This window comes from Aeromonas bivalvium (assembly GCF_046078285.1).
GTDB lineage: Bacteria > Pseudomonadota > Gammaproteobacteria > Enterobacterales > Aeromonadaceae > Aeromonas > Aeromonas bivalvium.
This window is the reverse complement of the sequence record NZ_JBGXBV010000010.1, coordinates 1-26,660: the sequence shown is the minus strand read 5'-3', so window position 1 is coordinate 26,660 and position 26,660 is coordinate 1. Positions and strand designations below refer to the sequence as shown.

Annotated in this window: 21 protein-coding genes, 1 tRNA gene and 3 rRNA genes; 12 read left to right on the top strand and 13 right to left on the bottom strand. The window is 63.8% G+C overall.

Annotated features, from left to right (window positions below; translation table 11 throughout):
* Window positions 1-106 precede the first annotated feature (106 nt).
* The 3 genes from ACEUCR_RS17675 to ACEUCR_RS17665 all read right to left on the bottom strand — a co-directional run bounded on the left by ACEUCR_RS17675 (window position 107) and on the right by ACEUCR_RS17665 (window position 4,009).
* The gene (locus ACEUCR_RS17675; RefSeq protein WP_111874284.1) at window positions 107-1,204 is read right to left on the bottom strand and encodes a polyamine ABC transporter substrate-binding protein; all 1,098 of its coding nucleotides are present in this window, start codon (window positions 1,202-1,204) and stop codon (window positions 107-109) included.
* 53 nt (window positions 1,205-1,257) lie between these two features.
* Window positions 1,258-2,616, bottom strand: a complete 1,359-nt coding sequence (locus tag ACEUCR_RS17670) for an aspartate aminotransferase family protein (RefSeq protein ID WP_041998031.1) — start codon at window positions 2,614-2,616, stop codon at window positions 1,258-1,260.
* Window positions 2,617-2,677: 61 nt separating this feature from the next.
* Window positions 2,678-4,009, bottom strand: a complete 1,332-nt coding sequence (locus ACEUCR_RS17665) for a glutamine synthetase family protein (RefSeq protein ID WP_041998033.1) — start codon at window positions 4,007-4,009, stop codon at window positions 2,678-2,680.
* Between the two features lie 465 nt (window positions 4,010-4,474).
* On the opposite strand from ACEUCR_RS17665, the gene ACEUCR_RS17660 reads away from it, so the two are divergent.
* From ACEUCR_RS17660 to malZ, 9 genes are all read left to right on the top strand, one after another.
* Entirely contained in the window at window positions 4,475-4,861 is a 387-nt protein-coding gene (locus tag ACEUCR_RS17660; protein WP_041998035.1) for a TraR/DksA family transcriptional regulator, read from the top strand.
* A 160-nt stretch (window positions 4,862-5,021) separates the two neighbouring features.
* Window positions 5,022-5,885, top strand: coding sequence for a hypothetical protein (locus ACEUCR_RS17655; protein ID WP_111874266.1), 864 nt, complete (start codon window positions 5,022-5,024; stop codon window positions 5,883-5,885).
* A gap of 118 nt (window positions 5,886-6,003) precedes the next feature.
* Window positions 6,004-6,465, top strand: coding sequence for a CreA family protein (locus tag ACEUCR_RS17650; protein ID WP_111874267.1), 462 nt, complete (start codon window positions 6,004-6,006; stop codon window positions 6,463-6,465).
* A 39-nt stretch (window positions 6,466-6,504) separates the two neighbouring features.
* Entirely contained in the window at window positions 6,505-7,185 is a 681-nt protein-coding gene (locus ACEUCR_RS17645; RefSeq protein WP_111874268.1) for an SDR family oxidoreductase, read from the top strand.
* A 159-nt stretch (window positions 7,186-7,344) separates the two neighbouring features.
* The gene (locus tag ACEUCR_RS17640; protein WP_111874269.1) at window positions 7,345-8,337 is read left to right on the top strand and encodes a 2-hydroxyacid dehydrogenase; all 993 of its coding nucleotides are present in this window, start codon (window positions 7,345-7,347) and stop codon (window positions 8,335-8,337) included.
* 119 nt (window positions 8,338-8,456) lie between these two features.
* Window positions 8,457-9,827, top strand: coding sequence for a molecular chaperone (yegD, locus tag ACEUCR_RS17635; protein WP_111874270.1), 1,371 nt, complete (start codon window positions 8,457-8,459; stop codon window positions 9,825-9,827).
* Between the two features lie 264 nt (window positions 9,828-10,091).
* On the top strand, window positions 10,092-10,511 hold the full coding sequence (locus ACEUCR_RS17630) for an META domain-containing protein (protein ID WP_041998047.1): 420 nt from the start codon (window positions 10,092-10,094) through the stop codon (window positions 10,509-10,511).
* Between the two features lie 94 nt (window positions 10,512-10,605).
* Window positions 10,606-11,436 carry an HDOD domain-containing protein gene (locus ACEUCR_RS17625; RefSeq protein WP_041998050.1) on the top strand — a complete coding sequence of 277 codons (831 nt, stop codon included), beginning with the start codon at window positions 10,606-10,608 and terminating at the stop codon, window positions 11,434-11,436.
* Between the two features lie 5 nt (window positions 11,437-11,441).
* Window positions 11,442-13,277: a maltodextrin glucosidase gene (gene malZ, locus ACEUCR_RS17620; RefSeq protein ID WP_408791668.1), complete on the top strand. Its 1,836-nt coding sequence runs from the start codon at window positions 11,442-11,444 to the stop codon at window positions 13,275-13,277.
* Window positions 13,278-13,552: 275 nt separating this feature from the next.
* Here malZ and ACEUCR_RS17615 read toward each other — a convergent pair whose 3' ends face one another.
* Window positions 13,553-14,155, bottom strand: a complete 603-nt coding sequence (locus ACEUCR_RS17615) for an ATP--cob(I)alamin adenosyltransferase (RefSeq protein ID WP_392445439.1) — start codon at window positions 14,153-14,155, stop codon at window positions 13,553-13,555.
* 144 nt (window positions 14,156-14,299) lie between these two features.
* The gene (locus ACEUCR_RS17610) at window positions 14,300-15,451 is read right to left on the bottom strand and encodes a DUF5610 domain-containing protein (protein ID WP_408791667.1); all 1,152 of its coding nucleotides are present in this window, start codon (window positions 15,449-15,451) and stop codon (window positions 14,300-14,302) included.
* Window positions 15,452-15,623: 172 nt separating this feature from the next.
* Here ACEUCR_RS17610 and trmA point away from each other — a divergent pair, with 172 nt between their 5' ends.
* The gene (gene trmA / locus ACEUCR_RS17605; RefSeq protein WP_408775662.1) at window positions 15,624-16,727 is read left to right on the top strand and encodes a tRNA (uridine(54)-C5)-methyltransferase TrmA; all 1,104 of its coding nucleotides are present in this window, start codon (window positions 15,624-15,626) and stop codon (window positions 16,725-16,727) included.
* A gap of 108 nt (window positions 16,728-16,835) precedes the next feature.
* On the opposite strand, the gene ACEUCR_RS17600 is transcribed toward trmA, so the two are convergent.
* The 3 genes from ACEUCR_RS17600 to rpmE form a co-directional block, all read right to left on the bottom strand.
* A complete protein-coding gene (locus ACEUCR_RS17600; protein WP_408791665.1) occupies window positions 16,836-18,080 on the bottom strand; it encodes a malic enzyme-like NAD(P)-binding protein in 1,245 nt (414 codons plus the stop codon).
* Between the two features lie 182 nt (window positions 18,081-18,262).
* Complete coding sequence (locus ACEUCR_RS17595) at window positions 18,263-19,696, bottom strand: DUF2867 domain-containing protein (protein WP_408791663.1); 1,434 nt, start codon at window positions 19,694-19,696, stop codon at window positions 18,263-18,265.
* Window positions 19,697-19,813: 117 nt separating this feature from the next.
* Window positions 19,814-20,029, bottom strand: coding sequence for a 50S ribosomal protein L31 (gene rpmE / locus ACEUCR_RS17590; protein ID WP_041998072.1), 216 nt, complete (start codon window positions 20,027-20,029; stop codon window positions 19,814-19,816).
* A 147-nt stretch (window positions 20,030-20,176) separates the two neighbouring features.
* Between rpmE and priA the strand changes: the two genes are divergently transcribed.
* Both priA and ovoA read left to right on the top strand, forming a co-directional pair.
* Window positions 20,177-22,384: a primosomal protein N' gene (priA, locus tag ACEUCR_RS17585; protein WP_408791662.1), complete on the top strand. Its 2,208-nt coding sequence runs from the start codon at window positions 20,177-20,179 to the stop codon at window positions 22,382-22,384.
* A 167-nt stretch (window positions 22,385-22,551) separates the two neighbouring features.
* Window positions 22,552-24,699: a 5-histidylcysteine sulfoxide synthase gene (gene ovoA, locus ACEUCR_RS17580; protein WP_408791660.1), complete on the top strand. Its 2,148-nt coding sequence runs from the start codon at window positions 22,552-22,554 to the stop codon at window positions 24,697-24,699.
* A 57-nt stretch (window positions 24,700-24,756) separates the two neighbouring features.
* Here ovoA and ACEUCR_RS17575 read toward each other — a convergent pair whose 3' ends face one another.
* The 5 genes from ACEUCR_RS17575 to ACEUCR_RS17555 form a co-directional block, all read right to left on the bottom strand.
* The gene (locus ACEUCR_RS17575; protein WP_408791659.1) at window positions 24,757-25,734 is read right to left on the bottom strand and encodes a bile acid:sodium symporter family protein; all 978 of its coding nucleotides are present in this window, start codon (window positions 25,732-25,734) and stop codon (window positions 24,757-24,759) included.
* Window positions 25,735-25,929: 195 nt separating this feature from the next.
* Window positions 25,930-26,044: ribosomal RNA gene (rrf, locus tag ACEUCR_RS17570) — 5S ribosomal RNA — on the bottom strand.
* Between the two features lie 22 nt (window positions 26,045-26,066).
* A tRNA-Thr gene (locus tag ACEUCR_RS17565) sits at window positions 26,067-26,142 on the bottom strand.
* A 106-nt stretch (window positions 26,143-26,248) separates the two neighbouring features.
* A 5S ribosomal RNA gene (gene rrf / locus ACEUCR_RS17560) occupies window positions 26,249-26,363 on the bottom strand.
* A 121-nt stretch (window positions 26,364-26,484) separates the two neighbouring features.
* A 23S ribosomal RNA gene (locus ACEUCR_RS17555) occupies window positions 26,485-26,660 on the bottom strand; the annotation flags it as partial.

The following is a 26,660-nucleotide window of genomic DNA, read 5'->3' as shown; positions in this document are numbered from 1 at the left end:
CTTTATGTCCTTGGAAATTGAGATTCCGCATCCATACGGCGTCTATGTCTGCCCACTCCCGTGGGTGCCCTCCCGGCCAAACGGCGGACCGGGAGGGGTATTGCGGTTACTTGCCGGATTTGATCTTGGTCCAGCTGCGGGTCATCACGCGCTGTACCTTGGCCGGCAGATCCGGGAAGGTGTAGATCTTCGCCAGGGTCTCGTCACTCGGGTAGATGCCCGGGTCGGTGCGGATGGCCTCGTCCACCAGTGGCGTCGCCGCCTTGTTGCCGTTCGGGAACTGCACAAAGTTGGTGATGTTGGCGATCACTTCCGGCTTCATCAGATAGTTGATGAAGGTGTGGGCGGCCTCGGTATTCTTGGCATCCGCCGGGATGGCGATCATGTCGAAGAAGCTGCCCGCCCCCTCTTTCGGGATGGTGTAGGTCAGCTTCACGCCGTTGTTGGCTTCCACCGCCCGCGCCTTGGATTGCTGCAGGTCACCCGAGTAGCCGACGGCCACACAGATGTTGCCGTTGGCCAGATCCGAGATGTACTTGGAGGAGTGGAAGTAGGCGGTGTAGGGGCGAATGGAGAGGAACAGCGCCTCGGCCTGCTTCAGCTCCTTCGGATCCTGACTGTCTGGCTGGAAGCCCAGGTATTTCAGGGCGGCCGGCAGCATCTCGGTCGGTGAATCCAGGAAGGAGACGCCGCACTCTTTCAGCTTGGCCATGTTCTCGGGCTTGAACACCAGATCCCAGGAGTCGACCGGCGCATCCGCCCCCAGGGCCGCCTTCACCTTGTCGATGTTGTAGGCATAGCCGATGGTGCCCCACAGGTAGGGAATGGAGTACTGGTTGCCCGGATCGCTCGGTTCGAGCGCCTTGAGCAGGGAGGCATCCAGGTGCTGCCAGTTCGTCAGCTTGGCCTTGTCCAGCTTCTGGAACACGCCCGCCTTGATCTGCTTGGCCAGGAAGGGGTTGGACGGCACCACTATGTCATAACCCGAACTGCCCGCCAGCAACTTGGCTTCCAGCACTTCGTTACTGTCGAACACGTCATAGACGACCTTGATGCCGGTCTCCTTCTGGAAGTTCTCCAGCGTATCCGGCGCGATATAGTCGCTCCAGTTATAGACGTGCAGAACCTGGTCATCGGCCATGGCCCCGGCACTGAACATCCCCAGCGCCATGGACGCGGCCAGCATTCCCGTTTTGAAAGACATCATCCTTGTCTCCTAAGCAAATGTATGCGCACGACCATCGGGCCAGGTGCCTCCTAGCCTGCCAGCGCTTCCGCCGTCAGATCCAGACTGCGCCTGGCCAGATCGATCAATTCATCAACCTGTTCCTCGGTGATGACCAAGGGGGGCGATATGATCATGGTATCGCCGACTGCTCTCATCACCAAGCCATTGTTAAAGCAGAACTCTCGACAGGTCATCCCCGCATTGGCCGAGGCCGGGAAGCGGGTATTCGTCCCCTTGTCCTGCACTATTTCCAGCGCGGCCACCAAGCCCTTGCCCCGGGTTTCCCCGACGATGGGATGATCGGCCAACTCGCGCCAGCGCCGCTGCAAATAGGGGCCGATATTATCATGCACTCGCTTAACTATGCTCTCGTTTTGCATAAGGGTAATGTTGGCGATGGCCACGGCGCAGGCGACCGGATGGCCGGAGTAGGTGAAGCCGTGGTTGAACTCGCCGCCCTGCTCGATCAGCACCTCGGCAACCCTGTCACCCACCATGACGGCTCCCATCGGCAGATAGCCTGAGGTGATCCCCTTGGCCAGGCACATGAGGTCCGGTTTGATGCCGAACCCTTCGCTGGCAAACCAGTGGCCGGTACGGCCGAAGCCGCAGATCACCTCGTCGGCGATGAGCAGGATGCCGTACTTGTCACAGATGCGCTGGATCTCGGGCCAGTAGCTGTCGGGAGGAATGATGACGCCGCCGGCCCCCTGGATGGGTTCGCCGATGAAGGCTGCCACCTTGTCCACCCCCAGCGCCAGGATCTTCTCCTCCAGCTGGCGGGCTCGCGCCAGCCCGAACTCGTGGGGGCTCATCCCCTGACCCTCACCGAAGTGATAGGGCTGATCGATGTGCTCTATGCCCGGGATCGGCAAGCCGCCCTGGGCGTGCATCCCCTTCATGCCCCCCAGGCTGGCTCCCGCCACCGTCGAGCCGTGATAGGCGTTGTGGCGGCTGATGATCACCTGCTTGTCCGGCTGCCCCTGGCAGGCCCAGTAGTGGCGCACCATGCGCAGCACGGTATCGTTGCACTCCGAGCCCGAGCCGGTGAAGAAGACATGGTTGAGGTGGGGTGGCGTCACCTCGGCCAGCAGGGTGGCGAGCTGCGCCGCGGGCGGGTGGCTGGTCTGGAAGAAGAGGTTGTAATAGGGCAGCTGCTGCATCTGGCGGGTGGCGGCGTCCACCAGCTCCTGGCGGCCATACCCCAGGTTGACGCACCACAGGCCCGCCATGCCGTCGAGGATCTTGCGCCCTTCGGAGTCTTCGAGATAGACCCCCTGCGCCCCGGTGATGATGCGGCTGCCCTTCTGGTTCAGGGCCTGAAAATGGGTGAAAGGGTGTAGATGGTGGCTGGCATCCTGTTGCTGCCACTCCCTGGTATTGGACATGAAATGCTCCTCGGTTCCTTCGATATGAGCAGGGGAAGCCGCGGCTTCCCCCAAAGCAGGGTCAGACGTTCAGCAGCAGGAACTCTCGCTCCCAGCGGCTGATCACCCCGAAGTAGGTCTCGTACTCCTTGCGCTTGACCGCGACGAAAGCCTGTACGAAACGCTCCCCCAGCATCTCCTTGATGGGGTCGCACTGTTCCAGGTGGCTCAGGGCCTCCTCCAGGGTGCGGGGCAGGCTGTAGGGCAGGTCATAGGCGCTGGTCTTCATCTCGGGCAGGGGCTGCAGCCGCTCCTGGATGCCGAGATAGCCGCAGGCCAGGGTGGCGGCCAGGGCCAGATAAGGGTTGGCGTCGGCCCCGGCGAAGCGGTTCTCGACCCGGCGCGCGTTGGCATCGGAATAGGGCACCCGCAGGCCGCAGGTGCGGTTCTCCACCCCCCACTGCACGTTGCGCGGGGCGCTCTCGCCGAAGGTGAGACGGCGATAGGAGTTGACGTTCGGTGCCAGCAGGGCCGTCACCGCCGGGGTGTATTTCTGCAAGCCGGCGATGAAATGCAGGAAGAGCTCGGTATGACCGCCATCCTCGGTGCCAAACAGGTTGCGCCCCTCTCCATCCACCAGGCTCTGATGGATGTGCATGGCGGAGCCCGGCTCGTCGCTCATGGGCTTGGCCATGAAGGTGGCATAGATGCCGTGACGATGGGCGGCCTCGCGCATGGTGCGCTTGAACAGGAACACCTGATCGGCGAGATCGATGGCGTCCCCGTGCAGGAAGTTGATCTCCATCTGGGCGGCGCCGGACTCGTGCACCAGGGTATCCACCTCCAGGTTCTGGGCCTCGCAGTAGTCGTACATGTCTTCAAAGATGGGGTCGAATTCGTTGACCGCATCTATGCTGAACGACTGGCGCGCCGTCTCCGGGCGGCCGTTGCGGCCAATGGGGGGCACCAGGGGATAGTCGGCATCCTCGTTGCGCTTGACCAGGTAGAACTCCAGTTCGGGGGCCACCACCGGCTTCCAGCCCTGCTTGTCGAAGCAGGAGAGCACCCGGCGCAGCACGGAGCGCGGCGCTATGTCGATCAGGTTGCCGCTGGTGTCGAAGCAGTCGTGGATCACCTGGGCGGTGGGCTCCAGCGCCCAGGGCACGAAGCGAATGGTGTTGGGGTCGGGGAAGAGATGCATGTCCCGCTCCAGCGGATCTATCATGCTGTCGTCGTCCGGGTAGTCGCCGGTGACGGTCTGGATGAAGATGACTTCGGGCAGGCGCATGCCTCCCTCACGCAGAAACTTGCTGGCCGGAATGATCTTTCCCCGGGCGTTGCCGGTGAAATCCGGGATCAGGCACTCCACTTCCGTGATGCGGTTGGCATCCATCCAACCCTTGATACTGTCCATGTTAAACCCCGACTTGACGGTTGCCGTTGGCAGGAGTGTCTAATATATGGAACACCCCTGTTGCAGATATGTAATGTCCGCCTCCATAAAAGCCCGCCGTTGTGGCGCCTGTCAAGGTGCTCTGTTTAAAAAAGCACAAGTCATTGTCTGAATAACGGCCATATCGATATAAAATACTAAACACCCTACCGGGAACAGACAGGGGCACATCTCCCCGCCGACGCGGCTCGTCGCAGCCCGCCATCCTCAGTCAGAACCCGTCTTCTCCCCGCCGATTATTTGCAAGGGCGCACACTCTTCGCGCACTGTGCTTTGCTTGCTGGCGTTTTTTTGGTACAAGGCCCGCCCTGATTTGCACGCTTTTCGTCACCATCTGCGGCAAATCGAGGACACAGGGCTTGGACTGGATGCAGACCGCCCCCATAACTACGGAAAATTGGGTTAGTAAACTGACTGGTAAACCTTATGTGTGATTTCATGACAGAAGACCAACTGGCCTACTACACGGGACAGATAGAGGGGCACATCGCCGAGCTCGAAGAGCGCCTCAACTCCCAGGCCAGCCAGGCCATCGCCACCGATACCAACGAGATGGCCGATGAAATTGACCGGGCCAGCATCGAAGAGGCCCGCCGCCTGGAACTCAATCGCATCGAGCACGACAAGCTGCACCTGCGCAAGCTGAGGGCGGCGCTGCGCCGCATCAACGAAGGCGACTTCGGCTATTGCGAGTCCTGTGGCGAGCAGATCGCCCTCAAGCGTCTGCAGGCTCGCCCTGAGTCCCGTTACTGCCTCGAGTGCCAGAGCACCAAGGAGTTCAACGATACTCACGTGTTCCGCCGCGTCGCCTGATGCGAGCGAGGCTCCCGGCTGCCAGCCGGGGGCCTGGCCATTTGGCCATTCTCACCCGACTCCCTCCCGATTTGTCCATGCCGCCGCCCTGGCACGAGGCGATGACCCGTTATTCTGTTAGACTCCGGACTGTTTTCAGGTTGCTTCAGGAGTGCACACAGTGAAATGGCTCATCACCCTGTGTCTGTGCCTGCCCTTGCTGGCGCAGGCGCAAGATCTCGTGGTCAAGATCCCCAAACGTCCCGTCAACCAGCTGGACGGCGACTACCAGCTCAAGTTGCTGGATCTCGCCCTGCGCCACGCTGGCCAACCGTTTCGGATAGAGCAGGTCGATGTGGATCTGAACCAGTTCACCCTGCAACAGCAGCTGCGGGAGGGCAAAACGATCAATGTGTTCTGGATGGGAACTTCCAGCGCCCTGGAGTCGGCCCTGCTGCCGGTGCCCGTGCCGCTGTTTCGCGGCCTCGAAGGCTTGCGGATCGCCTTCATCCACGAGAAGGATCAGGAGAAGTTCAGCCAGATAACGAACCTGGAGCAGCTCAGGAAGATGCGGGCCGCCCAGGGCATCGGCTGGGCCGACAACCGGGTCTATCAGGAGGCGGGCATCCCCACCTACATGACCCGCTTCACCAACCTGTTTCGGCTGATGAACGATGGCGGCCGGCTCGACTTCTTCCCCCGCAGCCTGGTGGAGATCTTCGCCGAGCAACGGGAGCTCGCCAGCCAGTATCCCAACCTGGTGGTGGAGCAGCACCTGCTGATCCGCTACCCCTTCGCCGAGTTCTTCTTCGTCAGCCCCCAGCACCCCAAGCTGGCCAAGGCGCTGACCCGGGGCCTGGAGTCCGCCTATGCCGACGGCAGCTTCCTGCGCTTCTTCCGGGAGAGTCCGGCCATCCGCACCGCCCTGGCCAGCGCCAACCTGGCTGGCCGCATCACCATACAGCTGGCCAACCCCGACATGACCCCCTTGCTGCGCAGCATTCCGGCCCACTACTGGGACTATCCTCCCGTGCAGGGTCAATGAGGCCCAGTCCCTGGCGACAAGGGATCAACCCGCGCCATGGCTGCGCCGCCCTGTCCCTTGCCCCGCACCGCTCACGGTGCGCGCCGCCCCCTTCATCCGCCCCGACAAGGAGAGAGACATGCGTTTGCTGACCCCCCTGCTGACCTGCGCCCTGCTGCTGCCCGCCCTGGTCCACGCCAAGGCCGACACCATCGGCGAGGTGAGCACCGCCTTCAAGTTGCTCGGCCCCAACCACAAGATAGTGATAGAGGCCTTCGACGATCCTGACATCGCCGGCGTCACCTGCTACCTGGCCCGCCCCAAGACGGGGGGCGTCAAGGGCGGCCTCGGCCTGGCCGAAGACCCCTCCCACGCCTCCCTCTCGTGCCACCAGACAGGTCCCATCGCCGTGCCGGACAAGCTCAGGCAGGGGGAAGAGGTGTTCGACGTCAACACCTCCCTGGTGTTCAAGGAGCAGAAGGTGGTGCGCTTCCTTGACAAGAGCCGGGGCAGCCTGGTCTACCTCACCTACAGCACCAAGCTGATCGATGGATCCTACAAGAGCGCGGTCAGTGCCGTGCCCATCATGCCCTGGGGCTGAGCCGCCGGGCCTGTCACATTCACATCAAGGAAGTTGCATATGTATCGGACCATATTGGTGACCGGCGCCACCAGCGGCATAGGGTATGCCCTGGTCGAGGAGCTGACCCGGCTCGGCTACCAGGTGTTTGCCACCGGCCGCAATCAGGAGGCCCTCACCCGCCTCAGGCAGGCGACGGGCTGCCTGGGGGAGACGGCGGATCTGGCCGATCCCGCCGCCCTGCTCGCGCTCTACGCCAGTGCCGAGCAGGCCCTCGGCCCCATCGACGTGCTGGTCAACAACGCCGGCATGAACAGCCGCAAGGCTCCCCTAGTGGAGACCAGCCTGGAGGAGTTCGACCAGCAGTACGCCATCAACCTGCGCGCCCCCTATCTGCTGGCCCGGGAGGCCCTCAAGTCGATGCAGCCCCGTGGCCGTGGCTACCTGATCAACGTGGTGAGTACGGTCGCCAAGCGCAGCAGCGAAACCATGGGCATCTACACCGCCATGAAGCAGGGCCTCGCCGGCCTGAGCCAGGTGATGATGAAAGAGGCCCAGCCCCACGGCATCAGGGTCACCACCCTCTTTCCGGGCGGCACCGACACGGGTTTTCGCCCCCAGGCCAGGCCGCAATACATGCAGCCCGCCAGCGTGGCGCGCACCCTGGTCCATCTGCTCACCCTGCCGGAAGACGTGGTGATGCACGAGATGACCTTCCGCCCGCCGGTGGAGCTGGAGTGAGTCTGGGCTGCCGCCCCCGGCATCCCGCCTTGTCTGGCCGATGCTTACCCTGAGGCGACCCGCCGTTCGTCCCGGGGAGGGCCCGGTGCCGGTTTCTGGTGCCGCGCCCGCCACCTTGTTGTAAATTAACCACAACCCTCACGTTGTTGGAGAACCGCCATGCGCGTCGCCCTATTCAGTACCAAGAGTTACGACAAGGAACATTTTCACCAGGCCAATGAGCAATACGGCTTCGACCTGGAATTTTTCGATGTGCGGCTGGAGGCCAAGACGGCCCGTCTCGCCCACGGCTTCCCCGTGGTCTGCCTGTTCGTCAACGACGATGCCGACCGGGAGGTGCTGACCGAGCTGGCCCAACACGGCACCCAGGTGATCGCCCTGCGCTGCGCCGGTTACAACAACGTGGATCTGGTGGCCGCCAGGGAGCTTGGGCTGAAAGTGGTACGGGTGCCCGCCTACTCCCCCGAGGCCGTCGCCGAGCACGCCGTCGGCCTGATGATGACCCTCAACCGCCGCATCCATAAGGCCTATCAGCGCACCCGTGACGCCAACTTCTCCCTGGAAGGGCTGGTGGGCTTCAACATGTATGGCCGTACCGCCGGCATCATAGGCACCGGCAAGATAGGGATCGCCACCCTGCGCATCCTCAAGGGCTTCGGCATGCGCCTGCTGGTGAGCGACCCCTACCCGAACCAGGCGGCCATCGATCTCGGCGCCGAGTACGTGGACATCGACACCCTGCTGCGCCAGTCCGACGTCATCAGCCTGCACTGCCCCCTGTTCAAGGAGAACTACCACCTGCTCAACCAGGAGGCCTTCGCCAAGATGAAAGACGGGGTGATGATCATCAACACCAGCCGGGGCGGCCTGCTCGATGCCAACGCCGCCATCGAGGCCCTCAAGACCTCCCGCATCGGCGCCCTGGGGCTGGACGTCTACGAGGAGGAGGAGGATCTCTTCTTTGAGGACAAGTCCAACGAGGTGATCACAGACGACGTGTTCCGCCGCCTGTCGGCCTGCCACAACGTGCTGTTCACCGGTCACCAGGCCTTCCTGACCCGCGAAGCCCTGCACGCTATCGCCGACACCACCCTGGGCAACATTCAGGCTGTCAGTCAGGATGGGCGCAGCGACAACGAAGTAGAGTCCTGAGCCCGCTTCGCCGCCAGCACCGACCCTCCTGCCTGTTTCCAATATCCTGCGCCGACTTGTGAGAGTCGGCGCAATTCGTTAGGCTGTCCGGCCCCTTTTTGCACAGGAGCCCGCCCCCCATGTTTATCGGATTCGATTACGGCACATCCAACTGCGCCGTCGCCGTGATGGAGCAGGGCAATCCCAGGCTGTTGCCCCTCGGCGCCTCCCACTATCTGCCCTCCACCCTGCACGCCCCGCACCGGGATGCCATCGCCGGCCTGCTGGCCGAAGGTCTCTGCCCGGCCCAGCAGCAGGGCTACCTCAAGCTGCGGGGCCCCGTGGTCCAGCGTGCCCAGTCGGTGCGTCGCCAGATGCGCGACGAGGGGCTCATCGACGAGCTCAGCTTCGGCGCCGCCGCCCTGGACCGTTATCTGGAAGCACCGGACGAGGGTTACTACATCAAGTCGCCCAAGTCCTTCCTCGGCGCCTATGGTCTCAAGCCGCCCCAGATCGCCCTGTTCGAGGACATCGTCTGCGCCATGATGCTGCATGTGCGCCAGCAGGCGGAGCAGCAGCTCGGCCAGCCGGTGCGCAGCGCCGTGATCGGCCGCCCGGTCAACTTCCAGGGGCTGGCCGGGGAGGATAGCAACCGCCAGGCCATCGCCATCCTCGGCGAGGCGGCCCGTCTGGCCGGCTTCGAGCAGGTGGAGTTTCTCTATGAACCGGTGGCGGCCGGTTTCGAGTTCGAGGCGCGCCTCACCCAGGATGCCGTGGTGCTGGTGGTGGATATCGGCGGTGGTACCACGGACTGCTCCATGCTGCGGATGGGGCCGAGCCATCGTCACCGGCTCGAGCGTGACGACGATCTGCTCGGCCACAGTGGCCAGCGCATCGGCGGCAACGACTTCGACATCCGCCTCACCGTCGAGGGCATGATGCCGCTGCTCGGCATGCACGAGACCCTCAAGACCGGCAAGCCGCTGCCCCATCCCCTGTTCTGGGATGCGGCCGCCATCAACGACGTCAGCGCCCAGAGCCGCTTCTACAGCCTGGAGACGGCGCGCTCCCTGCAGGATCTGCAGCTCGACAGCGCCCCCGACAGCAAGCTGCCCCGCCTCGCCCGGCTGCGGGCCCACAAGCTCAGCCACCAGCTGGTCTGGCGTGCCGAGCAGGGCAAGATCCAGCTCTCGGACCAGGAGCACAGCCAGCAGCCGCTCACCGAGCTGGAGCGCGGGTTGCACGCCCAGCTGCACCGCGATCAGCTGGCCCAGGCGTCTGCCCCCCTGCTGGAGAAGATAGGGGAACTGATGGATGACGCCATCCAGGCCGCCGGGGTGGCGCCTGACCGCGTCTTCATCACGGGAGGCAGCGCCCGCTCCCCCCTCATCAAGGCCTATATCAAGGACAAGCTGCCCAACCTGCCGGTGGACGGCGGCGATGACTTCGGCTCGGTCGCCTCGGGTCTGGCCCGTTATGCCGAACGGCTGTTTGGCGCCTCGCGCGGCTGATCCCTCCCGAAGCGCCATCCAGAAGAGGCGGTGACCCAGGGTCGCCGCCTCTTTTCTTTGGCCGAGGTCATGGGCCGGAAGGCACGGGCCGGCAGTCATTGACCGAGAACCAGGCCCCATCGGCGCCGGATTGGCCCATATTCCGACCCTGCCGACTCCCCTACGGCCCCGGGACGACAGAAGCGGTCGGGGGGGCGCCCCCGGCCCCTGCCCCCCCGGGCCCGGCGACGCTATCCTTGAGACTCCCACTACCGGAGCCCTCCCATGTACAGATTTTTGCTGCTGGTGCTCGCCCTGCTGTTGCTTGGCGGTTGCAGCTCGGCCCCCCAGTTCAGCCGCCAGGACCTGATGCACCATCACTGGGTGCTGGACAGACTCGATGATGAGCTCATTGAGCTCCCTGCCCGCAACCGGCCGGATTTCGAGATAGGCGAGCACTTCACCGTCAACGGCATCGCGGGGTGCAACCGCTACTTCGGCCAGGGCCACCTCAAGGGGGACAGGCTCAAGGTCAGCAACCTGGGCAGCACCAGCATGGCCTGTCCGCCCCCCCTCGACACCATAGAGCAGGCGGTGCTCGACACCCTGCAACAGGGCGCCACCCTGACGGGAGACACCCAGCGGCTGATCCTGCAGGGAAAACGGCACCGTTTGGAATACAAGTTGCGAGACTGGGTCTACTAAACCGCCCCAAGACCACGAAAGGGACGCCACAAACAGGAACAGGGCCGTGGCCTGTGGCACAATATGGGCAGTGCACGCAACGGAGGCGGCCCCCATGTCGATGGATCACCTGTTTGACAAAATCAAGCAACTGCCCACCATACCCCAGCTGCTTCACGAGCTGATGCAGAGCTTCGGCGACGAGAATGCCCAGATAGACAAGATTGCCGCCCGGATCGCCATGGATCAGGTGATCAGCGCCAAGGTGCTGCGGCTGGCCAACTCCGCCGCCCTGCGTCGGGGCCATGATATCACCTCCATCGAACAGGCGGTGATCCGCCTCGGCTTCAACCGGTTGCGCTCCCTGGTGGTGGCTTCCGGCATCATTGGCAGCTTCAAGGCGCCTCCCAGCTTCGACAAGCATGCCTTCTGGACCGAGACCTTCCGGGTCGCCACCATAGCGCGGCTCCTGGCCCAGCACGCCAGGGAGATGGATCCCGAGACCGCCTTCACCTGTGCCCTGATCCACAACATCGGCGAGCTGCTGATCCAGAGCACCCTGCCCGAGGAGGCCGAACTCATCCATCTGGCGGTGCAACAGGGGACCAGCCGGGTCGATGCCCAGCGCCAGATGCTGGGCTACGACTATGCCCAGCTTGGCGCCGAGCTGGCACGACGCTGGCAACTGGCTCCCGCCTTCGTCACCGCCATCGCACAGCAGCTCGATCCCCTGGCCCACCAGCCCGTCAGCCGGGATGCCGTGCTGATCCGGCTGGCGGTTTTCGTCTCCTTCGCCTGGCATGCCGGGGTTCCGGCCCAGACCATCATAGCCCGTTTCCCCATGCCCCTGGCCGAGCCCCTGGGACTGGATACCAGCCGGCTGGCCGCGCAACTCGAGACCCTTCACGAGCAGGGCAACCCCCTCGACGAACTCCTGACCCAATGAACGACATGACCCAAGATATCCCGTTTCTGTTTCACCCTCAGGCGGCCCCCTGGTTCCAGGAGGAGTCCGACGCCCTGCTACTCACCCTGTTCTGCGAAGAGGGGGCCCGGATCCACGAGGTCTGGCTGCGCCACGAGCCGGACAACGAGGAGTACCTGCTGGCCATGACCCGGGTGGCGACCCGGGAGCGGCTGGGGATCTGGCAGGCCAGACTGCCCCTGGCCCTGGGCCAGGATCTGCAACTCTATTGCTTCAAGTGCCTCACCCATGAGGGTCAGTGGTGGCTGCACGGCGCCGGCATCAGCCCCGCCATGCCGCCCCGCGAGCAACATTTTCGCTTCAACACCCGTCACCAGCCGCCGGCCTGGGTACAGGATCAGGTGTTCTACCAGATCTTCCCCGACCGCTTCTGCAATGGGGACCCGTCCCTGAGCGTGCGCCATCACGAGTACGAGTACGGCGGCAAGGCCGTCATCAGCAAGGCCTGGGGCGAGCCGGTCAGCCAGCAGGGGGAAGGCACCGCCAGCAGCGAGTTCTATGGCGGCGATCTGGCCGGCATCGACAGCAAACTGCACTATCTGCAATCCCTCGGGGTAACGGCGCTCTACCTCAACCCCATCTTCGCCTCGCCGAGCAATCACAAGTACGACACCCAGGATTACTACCGGGTGGACCCCCATCTGGGCAGCAACGAGCGACTGGCCGAGCTGACCCGCCACCTGCGTCAGCGCGGCATGAAGATCATCCTGGACGCCGTGGTCAACCACACCTCGACCCAGCACCCCTGGTTCTGCCCGCCCAGGGGGGCCATGGGCAATCCGGATTCGGCGTTTCGCAAGTTCTATACCTTCGATCAGGAGGGGGACTATGTGAGCTGGAAGGGGATCCGCAGCCTGCCCAAGCTGGACTTTGCCAGCGAACAGGTGCAGGACGCCGTCTACCGCGCCGAGGACGCCATATTGCGTTACTGGATGCGCCCGCCCTACCAGATAGACGGCTGGCGCTTCGACGTCATCCACATGCTGGGAGAGCGGGGCACCGCCGAGGGCAACCCTGGTCACGTGCGCGCCATTCGCCACACCCTCAAGCAGGAGAACCCGGAGGCCTATGTGCTCGGCGAACACTTCTTCGAGGCGAGCCAGTGGTTGCAGGGGGATCAGGAGGATGGCGCCATGAACTACTATGGCTTCGCCCACCCGATCCGCGCCTTCCTGGCGGGGCAGGACATCGCCTACCACCCCATACGGATCAGCGCCGCCGAGCTCGATGGCTGGCTCAAGCAGGCCCGGGCCCATATCCCGTTCAAGAACCAGCTGGCCCAGCTTAACCTGCTGGACAGCCATGACACGGCCCGCTTCCTGCACCTGTTGGGAGAAGACAGACAACGCATGATGCTGGCCGCCACCCTGCTGCTCACCTATATCGGCGCCCCCTGCATCTACTACGGCGACGAGGTGGGGCTGTCAGGGGGCAACGACCCGGACTGCCGCCGCTGCTTCCCCTGGGACAGCACGGCCTGGGACCATGTGCTGCACGAGCACTATCGCCGCCTGACCCAGATCCGCCGCCAGCGCCCCTCCCTGCGCCGGGGTGATGCCCAGACCCTCTACGCCGGGGCTCACAGCTATGTGTTCGCCCGCACCCTGCAAAGCGATCAGGTGGTGGTGGCCTGCAACCGCCACCCCACGGAGCCCCGCACCATCAGCCTGCCCCTGTGGCAGACCGCCAGCCCCGCCAGCCGCTTCACCGACGCCTTCAACGGCGACAAGTTCGAGGTGGTGCAGGGGGAGGTGCAACTCACCATCCCGGCCAACTCGGCCCGGGTGCTGCTGTCGAGCTGACAACAAAAACCGGAGCACAAGGCTCCGGTTTTTGTTTGCTCACCCCATCCGGGTCGGCAGCCTCAGTCGTTGATGCTGACGTAGGGGACCTCGGGCACATTCCAGGCGCCCACTGAGATAGACGGTCAGCAGAGAGCAGCGTGGCACTTGCCTGCTCGAGCAGGCCTCCTCAGTGGTTGATGCTGACGTAGGGACCTCGGGCACATTCCAGGCGCCCACTGAGATAGACGGTCAGCGGAGAGCAGCGTGGCACTTGCCTGCTCGAGCAGGCCTCCTCAGTAGTTGATGCTGACGTAGGGGACCTCGGGCACATTCCAGGCCTGCTTGAGGTAGACGGTGAGCACGAAGAAGAAGTTCGCCAGCAGGTTGGCGAACCGGGCCAGTATGGGGTCATAGCCGACACCGCTCTCCTCGAGGCGCACCAGCAGGCGCACCACCTTCTTGCTGGCGCAGCGGCACAGGTGCAGGGCCGGGATCGGCTGGGGGCCTCGGGGCAGCACGAAACCGGTCACCCGGCCGCGGCTCGCCTCGTTGTAGTGATCGTAACGCCCCTTGAGCCAGTCCAGATCCGCCTCGAAGATGCCGAGCCTGCCGCGTACCGAGCCGTTGAGGTTGTAGATGAGCCGTTGCAGGGTATCGAGATCGGCGAGGATGGCCGCCTCCCCCTCGCCGGGGGGCGCCGGCAGCATGGCCATGACAGCCCCCACCTGGCAGCAGAGCTCGTCGGTCGCTATCTCGTAGTCGCACTGCAACTGGGTCTCGTAGATGAAGGGGTAGCAGAGCTCCCGTATGTCTTTCGGGCGTTTGTGGCTGCGCTGGCGCGCGGCAGGGGCGCTGGCCTGCGCCTCGTCGGGGCCGGATTCGGGCTGCTGATCCATGGGGTTCTCGCTCGCGGGGAAAGTCGCAGTGTGCCAGCCGGGGGCGCCTCAGGCAAACAGGCGCGCCCGACCGGCAAAGGCAGGGCGGCTACCGTGCCAGGCAGACGATAGATATCCAGCCGGCAACGCTGGGGTCATCCGGGCTCAGACCGTTCCCAATAGACGGTAGGCATCGAGCAGACGGCGGTTGGTGGCGGCGAAACGGGCGCCTTGTTCCCCGTCATCGCCCCGCGCCGCCAGCACGGCCGGGGTCAGCGCCTGCTGCTGACCCTGCGCCAGCACGCCGTCGGCCTGCTGCTGCCAGTCGGCCAGCCTGGGCAGATAGTCCGCCAGGGGCGCCAGGCTCTGCTGCAAGGCGCTGTTGCCCTGATAATGCTGGCCCAGCCGACTCGATTGCTTGAGGCGCAGGGAGTAGGCCACCAGCTGACCGTCATCCAGCCCGGGCAACTGACCGGCATCCAGGCTCTGATCCAGCTTGCCGTGGAAGAAGCTGTCTGCCAGCGAGTCGAGCCCCTTGACCAGATCGCCGATGGCCGCCAGCTCGGCATCCCCCAGGTTCCCCTCGAGGGAGAAGCTGAAGTTCTGGCTCAGCTTGAGGCTGAACTGGCTCGCATCCCCCTGCTCCCGGGACTTGAGCTGCCAGCTGTCGTTGAAGCGCAGCAGCACCTTGTCCCCCTCCCTGGTCTCTATTTCCAGGATCCCCTGCTGGCGACTGGCCATCTCCGCCGACTTCATGTCCAGATCGGACACCTGGCCGAAGAAGGTCTGCTCGAACTCGTCCAGCCCCTGCTGGATCAGCTTGTAGCTCTGATCGATGCCGGTCTTGACGTCCTCGTTGTCGGTCGCCGTGTCGCCAAGCTGCTTGCGCGCGTCGGCGAAGCCCATTTCAACCCCCTTGCGGGCCTGGGCCATCATCTCGGTCAATTGGTCATCGGACTTGCCGTCGGCCCGCGCCGCGCCGAGGCGCCCGCTGACGAACTGCAGCACATTGTCCGTCACCGCCTGGAAGTCAAACAGGGTCTGCGGGGTGATCTCCTCCGGCGGCTCGGCCCTGGGCGCCTGATAGCCCTTGCCGTTGAGCTGCAGGTGGAACTGCAACGCCTGTTGTACCAGGGCCTGGGCCCAGCGGGGCGCCCGGCTCAGGATCACCTCCTCGTCCAGCCCCTTGCCGCCAGTCTCGCGCGCACGCTCAGGCTTGCCCCCGGCCTCGCTCTCCCTGCCGTGGCGCACCTCGTCGCTGCGCGCCTCCCCTTTCATCCCTTTGGGCTGACCCGCCCCCACGCCATCTAGCCGCATCGCCTGCTCCTCGTGCAATCCCAGTTAGCCGCTTATCGGCCTGACTGGCGACTTCTTGACCATAAAAAAACTGGACAATCTACCCCTGACTTTTAAAATCAGGCCCCTTTGGGTGGCCTTGAGTCACCCCAGGTTTCTGTCCGGCCCCGCCGGCGTGCATCAGAGGTATGTCATGACCCCATCCGAGCGAACCCCGGCCGCCTATCAGGCCCAGTTGGCGGCCAAGGCGCAGCGTCTCCAGGCCCTGTTTGCCGGCTTCAATCCCCCCGCCATCGAGGTTCACGCCTCTCCCGCCGAGCACTACCGGATGCGCGCCGAGTTCCGCCTCTGGCACGAGGATGACGATCTCTATCATGTGATGTTCGATCAGGAGACCCGCCAGCGTATCCGGGTGGATCAGTTCCCGGCCGCCAGCGCCCTGATCAACCGGGTGATGCAACCCCTGCTGGACGAACTGCGGCCGGTCAAGGCGCTGCGCTTCAAGCTGTTCCAGATAGACTATCTCTCCACCCTCTCCGGTCAGCTCGTCATCACCCTGCTCTACCATCGCCGTCTCGATGGCGACTGGCAGGCCGCAGCCGAAGGACTGAGAACCAGCCTGCAGGCCCAGGGCTTCGACGTGCGCATCATTGGCCGCGCCCACAAGCAGAAGATCTGCCTGGGGGACGAGTTCGTGGTCGAAACCCTCAAGGTGCAGGGGCGCGAGCTCATCTATCAGCAGGTGGAGAACAGCTTCACCCAGCCCAACGCCGAGATTAACCAGCTGATGCTGGGCTGGGCCCTGGACGTGACCCGCGCCAGTCAGGGAGATCTGCTGGAGCTCTACTGCGGCAACGGCAACTTCTCCATCGCCCTGGCCCAGAACTTTCGCAGGGTGCTGGCCACCGAGATCGCCAAGCCGAGCGTGGCTTCGGCCCAGTACAACATCGCCGCCAACGGGGTGGACAACCTCATCATACTGCGCATGTCCGCCGAGGAGTTCACCATGGCGATGCGCGGCGAGCGCAGCTTCAACCGGCTGGAGGGAATAGACCTCGCCGGTTACCAGTGCAACACCATCTTCGTCGATCCGCCCCGCGCCGGCCTGGATGAGGCCACGGTCCGCCTGGTGCAGGAGTACGACAACATCCTCTACATCTCCTGCAATCCGGACACCCTGATCGACAACATGCAGGCCCTGGGGCAGACCCACGAGGTGGCACGGCTCGCCCTGTTCGACCAGTTCCCCTGGACCCATCACATGGAAGCGGGTGTCTACCTGCGCCGCAAGGGCTGACACGCCCAGCGGCCCGAGTCCCGATACGAGAAGGGGCCCCATGATGGGGCCCCTTTTTCATGCCGTTCGGCGGCGGATCTGGGTGTCGCTCACCCTGACCCCGCCCTGTCACTCCTGCATATAATCTGCCGGCAGGGCGATGCGGGCCACACCGGATGCCACCGCCGCCAACGCCACGGCGCGGGCCACCCGGGGCAACAGGCGGGCATCCATCGGCTTGGGAATGACGTAATCCTTGCCGAAGGTCAGCGTCTCCACCCCGGCTGCGGTCAGCACCTCGGCCGGCACCGGCTCCTTGACCAGGGCGCGGATCGCCTCCACCGCCGCCACCTTCATGGCGTCATTGATGCGGCTGGCACGGGCATCCAGCGCACCGCGGAAGATGAAGGGGAAGCAGATGACGTTGTTGATCTGGTTCGGATAATCGGAGCGACCCGTGCCCATGATCAGATCCCCACGCACCGAGTGCGCCAGGGCGGGCTTGATCTCGGGGTCCGGGTTGGAGCAGGCGAAGATCACCGGGTTGGGGGCCATCAGCGCCACCGCCTCGGCGGGCAGCACGTCCGGGCCGGAGACGCCGACGAACACGTCGGCCCCGTCGATGACATCCATCAGGGTGCGCAGTGGGGTGTCGTTGGCGAAACGCTGCTTGTACTGGTTGAGATCGGTGCGACCGCTGTGGATCACCCCCTGGCGGTCCAGCATGAAGATGTTGTGCGGCTTGGCCCCGCAGGTGATCAGCAGGTCCATGCAGGCGGTAGCGGCGGCCCCCGCCCCCATGCAGACGATGCGGCTGTCGCCGATCAGCTTGCCCTGTACTTCCAGAGCATTGAGCAGGCCGGCGGCGGTGACGATGGCAGTACCGTGCTGGTCATCGTGGAACACGGGAATGTCGCAGCGCTCGATCAGCGCACGCTCAATCTCGAAGCACTCGGGGGCCTTGATGTCCTCCAGATTGATGCCTCCGAAGGTGTCGGCGATGGCCGCGACCGTGTCGATGAACTGGGCACTGGTCTCGTGCTTCACCTCGATGTCGATGGCATCGATGCCGGCGAAGCGCTTGAACAGCAGGGCCTTGCCCTCCATCACCGGCTTGGAGGCCAGCGGCCCCAGGTTGCCCAGCCCCAGGATGGCGGTGCCGTTGGAGATCACGGCCACCAGGTTGCCCTTGCCGGTGTAACGGTAGGCATCATCCGGGTTGGCGGCGATCTCGCGCACCGGCTCGGCCACGCCCGGGCTGTAGGCCAGCGCCAGATCGCGGACGGTCTCGGCAGGCTTGGTGAGGGCGATGGCAATCTTGCCGGGAATGGGTTGGGCGTGATAATCGAGCGCTTGCTGACGCAGATCGGACATGGGGACCCCGAGGCAATATTTGAATAAGTAGGGAAAGGGTGGCTCGCCTGAGGCGAGGGGCTAGGATCATAAAGAAAAGCTCCGGGCTTTCCCAGCAGAAAATATCGCCAATTCGCTGTTAAGCGGCCACTCAACAGAGTAGTGTGCTGACGAAAATTAACCCCTTGGTGGTAGATCCGGTTTCAATCCATCACGGGAATGCCGACCAGCGCCTCCCCCTGGCGGGCCAGCGCCTCCGTCATCCCCTGGAAGATGAAGAGGTGGAACGGCAGCATGGCGAGCCAGTAAGCCAGTCCCCAGGCGCCCTGGGGATGCCAGTGGGCCCTGATCGTCACCCGGGTCAGGCCTGAGGGTTCCGGCGCCATGATGAACTCGAGCCGTCCCACCCCTGGCGCCCTCATGTTGAACAGCAAGGCCAGGCGACGCCCCTCTTCGACCCCGATGATCTGCCAGGAGTCGAGCATGTCCCCCTTCACGAAGCGATCCGGATTGGTCCGCCCCCGGGTCAGGGCCGGGCCGCCCACCGCGGCGTCCATCCACTCCCGGATGGCCCACAGGCTGTTCATGTAGAAGTAACGCTGATCCCCTCCCAGTCCTTGCAGCACCTGCCAGAGCGCCTCTGGCGGTGCCAGAGAGAGCGCGCTGCCAGAGGCGACCCTGTCATAGAAGCCATACTCGGGATGGCGCCAGCGCAGTCCCAGGGGCGTCTCCTCCCCCTGCTGCTCGGCACCGAGTCGCTGCTCCAGGGCCAGGCTCTCCGTCAGCGCCTCGTCGAAGCCGAGCAGATGCTGGGGCAGCAGGGCCCGCAAGGGACCGTCATCCGCCGGGATGTCATGCTTGAGTCCCCCCACCAGCGCCTTGGCAATGGGCTGGGGCACAGAGGTGGCAAACTGCAACCACCAGGCGGAGAGCCGGGGGCTCAAAAAGGGTATCGGAATGATGGGGCAGCGTTTGCCGATATGGGCGGCGAACTTCTGGAGCTGCTGCTGGTAGCTGAGCAGCTCGGGCCCCACGGCGTTGAACACCTGGCCATCCACCCCGTCGAGATCCACCAACCCACCCAGATAGTGGAGCAGATTGGAGAGGGCGATGGGCGGGGTACGCGAGCGCACCCACTTGGGGGTCACCATCATGGGCAGGTTGAACACCAGATCCCGCATCACCTCGAACGCCGCCGAGCCCGGACCTATGATGATGCCGGATCTCAGCTCCACGGTCGGCACCCCGGAGGCGCGAAACAGCTCGCCACAGTGACGGCGGGAGTTGAGGTGGCGGCTGTTGCACTGCTTGGGCTGAATGGCGCCCAGGTAGATGATGCGGCGCACCCCGGCGGCGCGGGCAGCGGCGGCGAAGTTCTTCACCCCCTGCTGCTCGAGGCGATGGAAGTGGGCGCCGGCCCCCATGGCGTGCACCAGATAGAAGACGGTATCCACTCCCGCCAGGGCGGCGGGCAGGCTGTCTGGCTTGAGCACATCGGCCAGGCGAAATTCGACCCCGGCGGGCAGGCGGCAGGGGTGGCGCGCCCCGGCGATCACCCTGTGACCCGCCTCCTGCAGATAGGGCACCAGGTGGGAACCTATATACCCGGCGGCCCCCATGACCAGACATGTACGCATGCGTGCTTCTCCCCTTGGCTGAACCCCCACCTTAGGGCAATCCGGCCCGATACAGAACGCCGGGCAACAAAAAAGGTGCCCGATGGGCACCTTTTTCAGAATTCGTCAGAAGTAGAATTACTTCTTGGCAGTCAGGCCACCGAAACGCTTGTTGAACTTGTCTACACGGCCGCCGCTAGACACTTCTTTCTGCTTGCCGGTATAGAAGGGGTGGCACGCGGAGCACACGTCCAGGTTCAGATCTTTACCCAGGGTAGAGAAAGTGTTGATGACGTTACCGCAAGAGCACTTGGCGGTGATGGCTACGTACTCGGGATGGATACCAGCTTTCATGGACAACCTCAATTATCAGGCCGTGTCGCTATCCGATCTTCTGTCGGACACCACACGATTGTTGAACACAGTTTCAAAGGCTGCGAATAATATAGGAAATGCCTGATGGCAGGCAAGTGGCTTCGCAGAAAAAATAGGCAATCTTTGGTGGATTCATCGCAAACGCTTGATCTGGTTCGTGTCGCAGTGCCGGTTCCCCTCCGCCGCCATTTCGATTATCTCTCCCCCCTCCCCCTGCCCGCTCCCGGCTGCCGGGTCGAGATCCCGTTCGGCCCGCAGACCCTGGTCGGTCTGGTGGTGGATCACCCGACCGATAGTCAGGTGCCCCGCGCCAAATTGAAGCCCTTGAAGCGGGTACTCGACACGGCTCCTGTGCTCGGGCCCGACATACTGGCGCTGATGGCCTGGAGTGCCGGTTACTACCAGCATCCGCTGGGGGAAGTGCTGCCCCACGCCTTGCCGGTGCTGGTGCGCAAGGGGGAGCCCGCCGCCTACCGGGAACTGGAGTTCTGGTTTGCCACCGAGGCGGGCATGGCGCTCGATCTCAACGAGCTCAAGCGGGCGGCCAAGCAGCAGCAGGCCCTCGCCCTGCTGCGCAAGGGGCCGCAGACGCCATCTGCCCTCAAGCAGGAGGAAATTTCGAGCGCCACTCTCACCGCGCTGGAGAAGAAAGGCTTGCTGGAGAAGCGCAGTCTGGAGCCGAGCCATGACGGCGACTGGGCCACTCATTTTGAGCCGGGAGAGGGACTGCGTCTCAACGGCGAGCAGGCGCTGGCGGTGGCCGCCGTCACCAGCCAGAGCGACAGATTCGGCGCCTTCCTGCTGGACGGCATCACCGGCTCCGGCAAGACAGAGGTCTACCTGAGCATCCTCGAGCCCCTGCTCAAGGCGGGCAGGCAGGCCCTGGTGATGGTGCCGGAAATCGGCCTCACCCCCCAGACCATCAATCGCTTCCGGCGCCGCTTCAACGTGCCCGTGGTGGCCATGAACTCCGCCATGAACGACAGGGAGCGGCTCGATGCCTGGCTGGCCTGCCGCGACGGCGGCGCCGCCATCCTCATCGGCACCCGCTCCGCGGTGTTCACCCCGTTTCACAACCTCGGCATCATCATCATCGACGAGGAGCACGACGGCTCCTTCAAGCAGCAGGACGGCTTTCGCTACCACGCGCGGGATCTCGCCGTGATGCGGGCCCATCGCGCCGGGATTCCGATCCTGCTGGGCTCGGCCACCCCGTCCCTGGAGACATTGCACAACGCCCGCAGCGGCAAGTATCACCACCTCAGCCTGACCCGACGCGCCGGCAACGCCCAGACCGCCCGTCAGGTGATCCTGGACATCAAGAACGTGCGGCTGCAGGCCGGCCTCTCCCCCCAGCTGGAGCAGCTGATGGCGGAGCATCTGGCGGCCGGCAATCAGGTGATGCTGTTTCTCAACCGCCGTGGCTATGCGCCGGCCCTCATCTGTCACCAGTGCGGCTGGAGCGCTGCCTGCGAGCGTTGTGACGCCTGGTACACCTGGCATCAAGCCGGACGGCGGCTGCACTGCCACCACTGTGACAGCGTGCGTCCCCTGCCCCACCACTGCCCGGAGTGCGGCAGCAGCGAGCTCATCGGCTCCGGGGTCGGCACCGAGCAGCTGGAACAACTGCTCACGACCATTTTCCCCCAATACCCGGTAGTGCGCATCGATCGGGACAACACCCGCCGCAAGGGGGAGCTGGAGACCCATCTCGGCGACATCAAGGCAGGCAAATACAAGATCCTGATCGGCACCCAGATGCTGGCCAAGGGCCACCACTTCCCGAATGTGACGCTGGTCGGCCTGCTGGATGTGGATGGTGCCCTGTTTTCCGCCGATTTCCGCGCCGCCGAGAAACTGGCCCAGCTCTACACCCAGGTGGCGGGCCGGGCCGGGCGCGCCAGCAAACCCGGGCTGGTGGTGCTGCAGAGCCATCACCCCGAGCATGCCCTGCTGCAGGATCTGACCCAGAACGGTTACGGCCACTTCGCAGACACCGCGCTCAAGGAGCGCCGCCTGCTGGGACTGCCACCGTTCAGCTATCAGGGACTGTTCCGGGCCGAGGCCAACGGCCGGGACGAGGTGCAGCTGTTCCTCTCCCGTCTCGCCGATACCCTGCGCAGCGCCCGCTACCCCCAGGTGCAGGTGCTCGGGCCCATCAGCGGCTTCATGGAGCGCAAGGCCGGGAAGTTTCGCATGCAGTTGCTGGTGCAGGGGCCCAGCCGGGCGCCATTGGCCCAGTTGCTTGACTGGGCGGTGCAGGAGCTGGAGGGCTGGCCCGAGACCAGGAAGGTGCGCTGGAGCCTGGATATCGACCCCACCGAGCTGAGCTGAGTCCGGCTCGGTGGGACCGGGTGGACGCCGGCCCCGTCACCCATTGACTATGCTCAAGGGCCGACACCACCTCTGTGGTGAGCTTGCTCAATCGATTGACCCATTACTGACATCTGATACGTATATAGCTCTCTTTCGAGTAGCCAATCCAGACAAGGAGTCAGAGCGTGATCCCAGCCAGCCTCAGCATCGCCGCCGGCGAGCTGCCCGAACCGACCCGCACCCCGCTGTTGAGCGGGACGGACCCGGAAGCCAAGCGCCGCGAACTTCTCGGCTATTTCTGCCAGACCTTCGATCTCTACGACAGCCTGTTCGATTGCCTGGCCGACCCCAGAGCCTGGTTCAACAAGGCCATCTCCCTGCGCCACCCCCTCATCTTCTACTACGGCCACACAGCGGCCTTCTTCATCAACAAGCTGCTGGCCGCCCGCCTCATCGACCAGCGCATCGACCCCCAGATCGAGGCCATGGTCGCCATCGGCGTCGATGAGATGAGCTGGGACGACCTGGACGAGGCGCACTATGACTGGCCCTCGGTCGAGCGCTTGCGGGCCTACCGCGCCAAGGTGCGCAGCCGCGTCATCGAGGTCATCACCCGCATGCCCATCACCCTGCCCATCGACTGGCAGAGCCCGGCCTGGGTCATCCTGATGGGGATGGAGCACGAGCGGATCCATCTCGAGACCTCGAGCGTGCTGATCCGCCAGCTGCCCCTGGCCTGGGTACGCGAGCAGCCTCACTGGCCCCCCTGCCGGCAGGCGCGCCACCAACGAGACGAAGTGCCAGCCAATACACTGCTGCCGGTATCGGGAGGCACAGTCGAGCTGGGCAAGCGTGACGATACCTATGGCTGGGACAACGAATATGGTCATCGCCGGATCGAGCTGGAGGCGTTTCAGGCCAGCCGACTGCTGGTCAGCAACGCTGAATATCTCGCCTTCGTGCGGGATGGCGGTTATCAGACACCAACCTGGTGGGATCAGGAGGGGTGGGGCTGGAACCAGTTTGCCAGGGCCCAGATGCCCAGCTTCTGGCTCGGCGACCCTGCCGACCCAGACCGGTTGCAGCTGCGACTGATGACGGAGGTCGTGGCCATGCCCTGGGACTGGCCCGTCGAGGTAAACCAGCTCGAGGCCGCCGCCTTCTGTCGCTGGAAGTCGGCCCAGACCGGACTGCCCATCCAGCTGCCGAGCGAGGCCCAGTGGGCTCTGCTCAGAGAAGGAGTACCGGGGGATCAGCCCGACTGGCACAGGGCGCCCGGCAACATCAACCTGGCCGGCTTCGCCTCTCCCTGCCCGGTGGATCTCTTCCCCCAGGGCGAGTTCTGCGATCTGGTCGGCAACGTCTGGCAGTGGACCAGCAGCGCCATTGATGGCTTCGACGGTTTCCGGGTGCACCCCCTCTACGATGACTTCTCCACCCCCACCTTCGACGGCAAGCACACCCTGATCAAGGGGGGAAGCTGGATCAGCACGGGCAACGAGGCGCTCAAGTCGTCCCGCTATGCCTTTCGTCGCCACTTTTTCCAGCATGCGGGCTTCCGCTACCTGGTCTCCCGCCATCAGGAAACCATGCCAGTGAACCCTTACGAAACCGACGCGCTCGTGGCGCAATACCTCGATTTCCAGTACGGACCGACCCGCTTCGGTGTGCCCAACTACGCCAGGACCCTGGCAGAGATCGCCTGCGAGCTTTGCCCGAACCATCAGCGCGCGCTGGATATCGGCTGTGCCACCGGCCGCGCCAGCTTCGAACTGGCTCGCCACTTCCAGCATGTGGACGGGGTGGACTACTCGGCCCGCTTCATCGATGTCGCCCTCAGCCTCGCGAAACAGGACAGCTTCCGCTACGCCATGACGCTGGAGGGAGACCTGATGGAATATTGCGAGGCGCGGCTCTCCCAGCACGATCTGGGCCCAGCCCAGGCAGAACGCATCCATTTCAGCCAGGGGGATGCCTGCAACCTCAAACCCAAATACGACCATTACGATCTGGTGCTCGCCTCCAACCTGATCGACCGGTTGCGGGAGCCCGCCCGCTTCCTCCGTGATATCGCCCCTCGCCTGCGCAGCGGCGGCCTGCTGCTGCTGACCAGCCCCTACACCTGGCTGGAAGATTACACCCCCAAGGCCAACTGGCTCGGGGGCGTACGGGAGAATGGCGAGGCCCTGACCACCTACCAGGCACTGCAGCGACTGCTGGCGGCCGAGTTCGAGGAGCTGGCCTCACCCAGGGATATCCCCTTCGTCATTCGCGAGACGGCCCGCAAACACCAGCACACGGTGGCCCAGCTCACCGTTTGGCGCAAACGCTGACCGGGCGGCAAACGCAAGAGGGAGGCCCATGGCCTCCCTCTCTTTTATCCGGGCGTCTTACTCCTCCTGGCTCGAGACCTGGAGCACGGCCTCCTGCTCGCGGTAGCGACGGGCCAGCACGGCACACACCATCAGCTGGATCTGGTGGAAGATCATCAGCGGCAACACCATGACACCGACACTGGCAGCAGGGAACATGACGTTGGCCATGGGCACCCCATTGGCCAGGCTCTTCTTGGAGCCGCAGAAGACGATGGTGATCTCGTCTGCCCGGCAAAAGCCGAGACGCCGACTGATCCAGATGTTCCAGCCCAGCACCAGGGCCAGTAATACGCAACTCAGCAGCACTATGCTGGCGAGATCGTACCAACCCACCTGATGCCAGATCCCCTGCACCACGGCCTCGCTGAAGGCCACATAGACCACCAACAGGATGGAACTCTGATCCAGCTTGCCGATGAGCGGCCTGTGGCTGTCGACCCAACGCCCGATCAGAGGGCGGGAAAGGTGACCCACCACGAAGGGCAGCATCAGTTGCATCATGATGGCCTGGATGGAGTGCCAGGTGTCCACCTCGGCACCTTGCACATCGATCATCAGGCCCACCAGTACGGGAGAAAAGAAGATACCCAGTATGCTGGAGGCCGAGGCACTGCATACCGCCGCCGAGACATTGCCGCCGGCCATTGAGGTAAAGGCAATCGCCGACTGCACCGTTGCCGGCAAGGCGCAGAGATAGAGAAAACCCAGATAAATGGCCGGACTCACCCATTGAGGAACCAGTGGCGTGAGCAAAAGCCCCAACAAGGGGAACAGCACAAAGGTGCTGGCCATCACCACCAGATGCAGCCGCCAGTGGCCCAGACCAGAGAGCAGATTCTGGCGCGACAGCTTGGCGCCGTGCATGAAGAAGAGCAGTGCCACCGCCAGCTTGGTCAGCAGCCCAAACCAGACGGCCATCTGACCTTCACAGGGAAAGAGAGAGGCCAGGGTGACCACCAGGATCAGCACGCAGGTAAAGGGATCAAGGCGCACAAACAGTCTCCATCAGAGTCGCTTCATCCCGGATGAAGCGAGAAGGCAGGGGCATGGCCCAGGTGAGAAGGGCTCAGCTTACTCCACCCGGTCAGGGTGGAAAAGAGAAGAGGATAACGCAGCCAGAATGAGATACGGAGCTAGGGGGCAGAAAGCAAAAAGGCCTCCCGAATGGGAGGCCTCTTCTAAATAGGTGCCTGACAGTGTCCTACTCTCGCATGGCGAATGCCACACTACCATCGGCGCTACCGCGTTTCACTTCTGAGTTCGGCATGGGATCAGGTGGTTCCACGGCGCTATTGCCGTCAGGCAAAAGCTTTACTACTTAATAATGGTGCTGATACCCAGAGTCGAACTGGGGACCTCATCCTTACCAAGGATGCGCTCTACCAACTGAGCCATATCAGCACACTAACCGGTAAAGACCGCACTGTGTGCGCTATCTAAATCCTGTGTCCAACACGACCTGACGTCGTATCGCGACCAACCACATCGCTGTGATTGCTTAATTGAAGCCTGGCAGTGTCCTACTCTCGCATGGCGAATGCCACACTACCATCGGCGCTACCGCGTTTCACTTCTGAGTTCGGCATGGGATCAGGTGGTTCCACGGCGCTATGGCCGCCAGGCAAATTCTTAATCCAGAAAGCTGACGTGAGTAATGATGTTGCCCTGGGCTTATCACTATCACTGAATTTGTAAGTAGTTTCGCACTTGCTACAAGCACCAGAAACACTTCTTGGGTGTTGTATGGTTAAGCCTCACGGGTAATTAGTATGGGTTAGCTCAACACATCACTGCGCTTACACACCCCACCTATCAACGTTGTGGTCTCCAACGGCCCTTTAGGACCCTCAAGGGGTCAGGGATGACTCATCTCAGGGCTCGCTTCCCGCTTAGATGCTTTCAGCGGTTATCGATTCCGA

Bases quoted from the DNA above. Each gene is read 5' to 3' on its own strand.
- ACEUCR_RS17675 (WP_111874284.1), bottom strand. From the start codon at position 1,204: ATGTCTTTCAAAACGGGAATGCTGGCCGCGTCCATGGCGCTGGGGATG.
- ACEUCR_RS17670 (WP_041998031.1), bottom strand. From the start codon at position 2,616: ATGTCCAATACCAGGGAGTGGCAGCAACAGGATGCCAGCCACCATCTA.
- ACEUCR_RS17665 (WP_041998033.1), bottom strand. From the start codon at position 4,009: ATGGACAGTATCAAGGGTTGGATGGATGCCAACCGCATCACGGAAGTG.
- ACEUCR_RS17660 (WP_041998035.1), top strand. From the start codon at position 4,475: ATGTGTGATTTCATGACAGAAGACCAACTGGCCTACTACACGGGACAG.
- ACEUCR_RS17650 (WP_111874267.1), top strand. From the start codon at position 6,004: ATGCGTTTGCTGACCCCCCTGCTGACCTGCGCCCTGCTGCTGCCCGCC.
- ACEUCR_RS17645 (WP_111874268.1), top strand. From the start codon at position 6,505: ATGTATCGGACCATATTGGTGACCGGCGCCACCAGCGGCATAGGGTAT.
- ACEUCR_RS17640 (WP_111874269.1), top strand. From the start codon at position 7,345: ATGCGCGTCGCCCTATTCAGTACCAAGAGTTACGACAAGGAACATTTT.
- yegD (WP_111874270.1), top strand. From the start codon at position 8,457: ATGTTTATCGGATTCGATTACGGCACATCCAACTGCGCCGTCGCCGTG.
- ACEUCR_RS17630 (WP_041998047.1), top strand. From the start codon at position 10,092: ATGTACAGATTTTTGCTGCTGGTGCTCGCCCTGCTGTTGCTTGGCGGT.
- ACEUCR_RS17625 (WP_041998050.1), top strand. From the start codon at position 10,606: ATGTCGATGGATCACCTGTTTGACAAAATCAAGCAACTGCCCACCATA.
- malZ (WP_408791668.1), top strand. From the start codon at position 11,442: ATGACCCAAGATATCCCGTTTCTGTTTCACCCTCAGGCGGCCCCCTGG.
- ACEUCR_RS17615 (WP_392445439.1), bottom strand. From the start codon at position 14,155: ATGGATCAGCAGCCCGAATCCGGCCCCGACGAGGCGCAGGCCAGCGCC.
- ACEUCR_RS17610 (WP_408791667.1), bottom strand. From the start codon at position 15,451: ATGCGGCTAGATGGCGTGGGGGCGGGTCAGCCCAAAGGGATGAAAGGG.
- trmA (WP_408775662.1), top strand. From the start codon at position 15,624: ATGACCCCATCCGAGCGAACCCCGGCCGCCTATCAGGCCCAGTTGGCG.
- ACEUCR_RS17600 (WP_408791665.1), bottom strand. From the start codon at position 18,080: ATGTCCGATCTGCGTCAGCAAGCGCTCGATTATCACGCCCAACCCATT.
- ACEUCR_RS17595 (WP_408791663.1), bottom strand. From the start codon at position 19,696: ATGCGTACATGTCTGGTCATGGGGGCCGCCGGGTATATAGGTTCCCAC.
- rpmE (WP_041998072.1), bottom strand. From the start codon at position 20,029: ATGAAAGCTGGTATCCATCCCGAGTACGTAGCCATCACCGCCAAGTGC.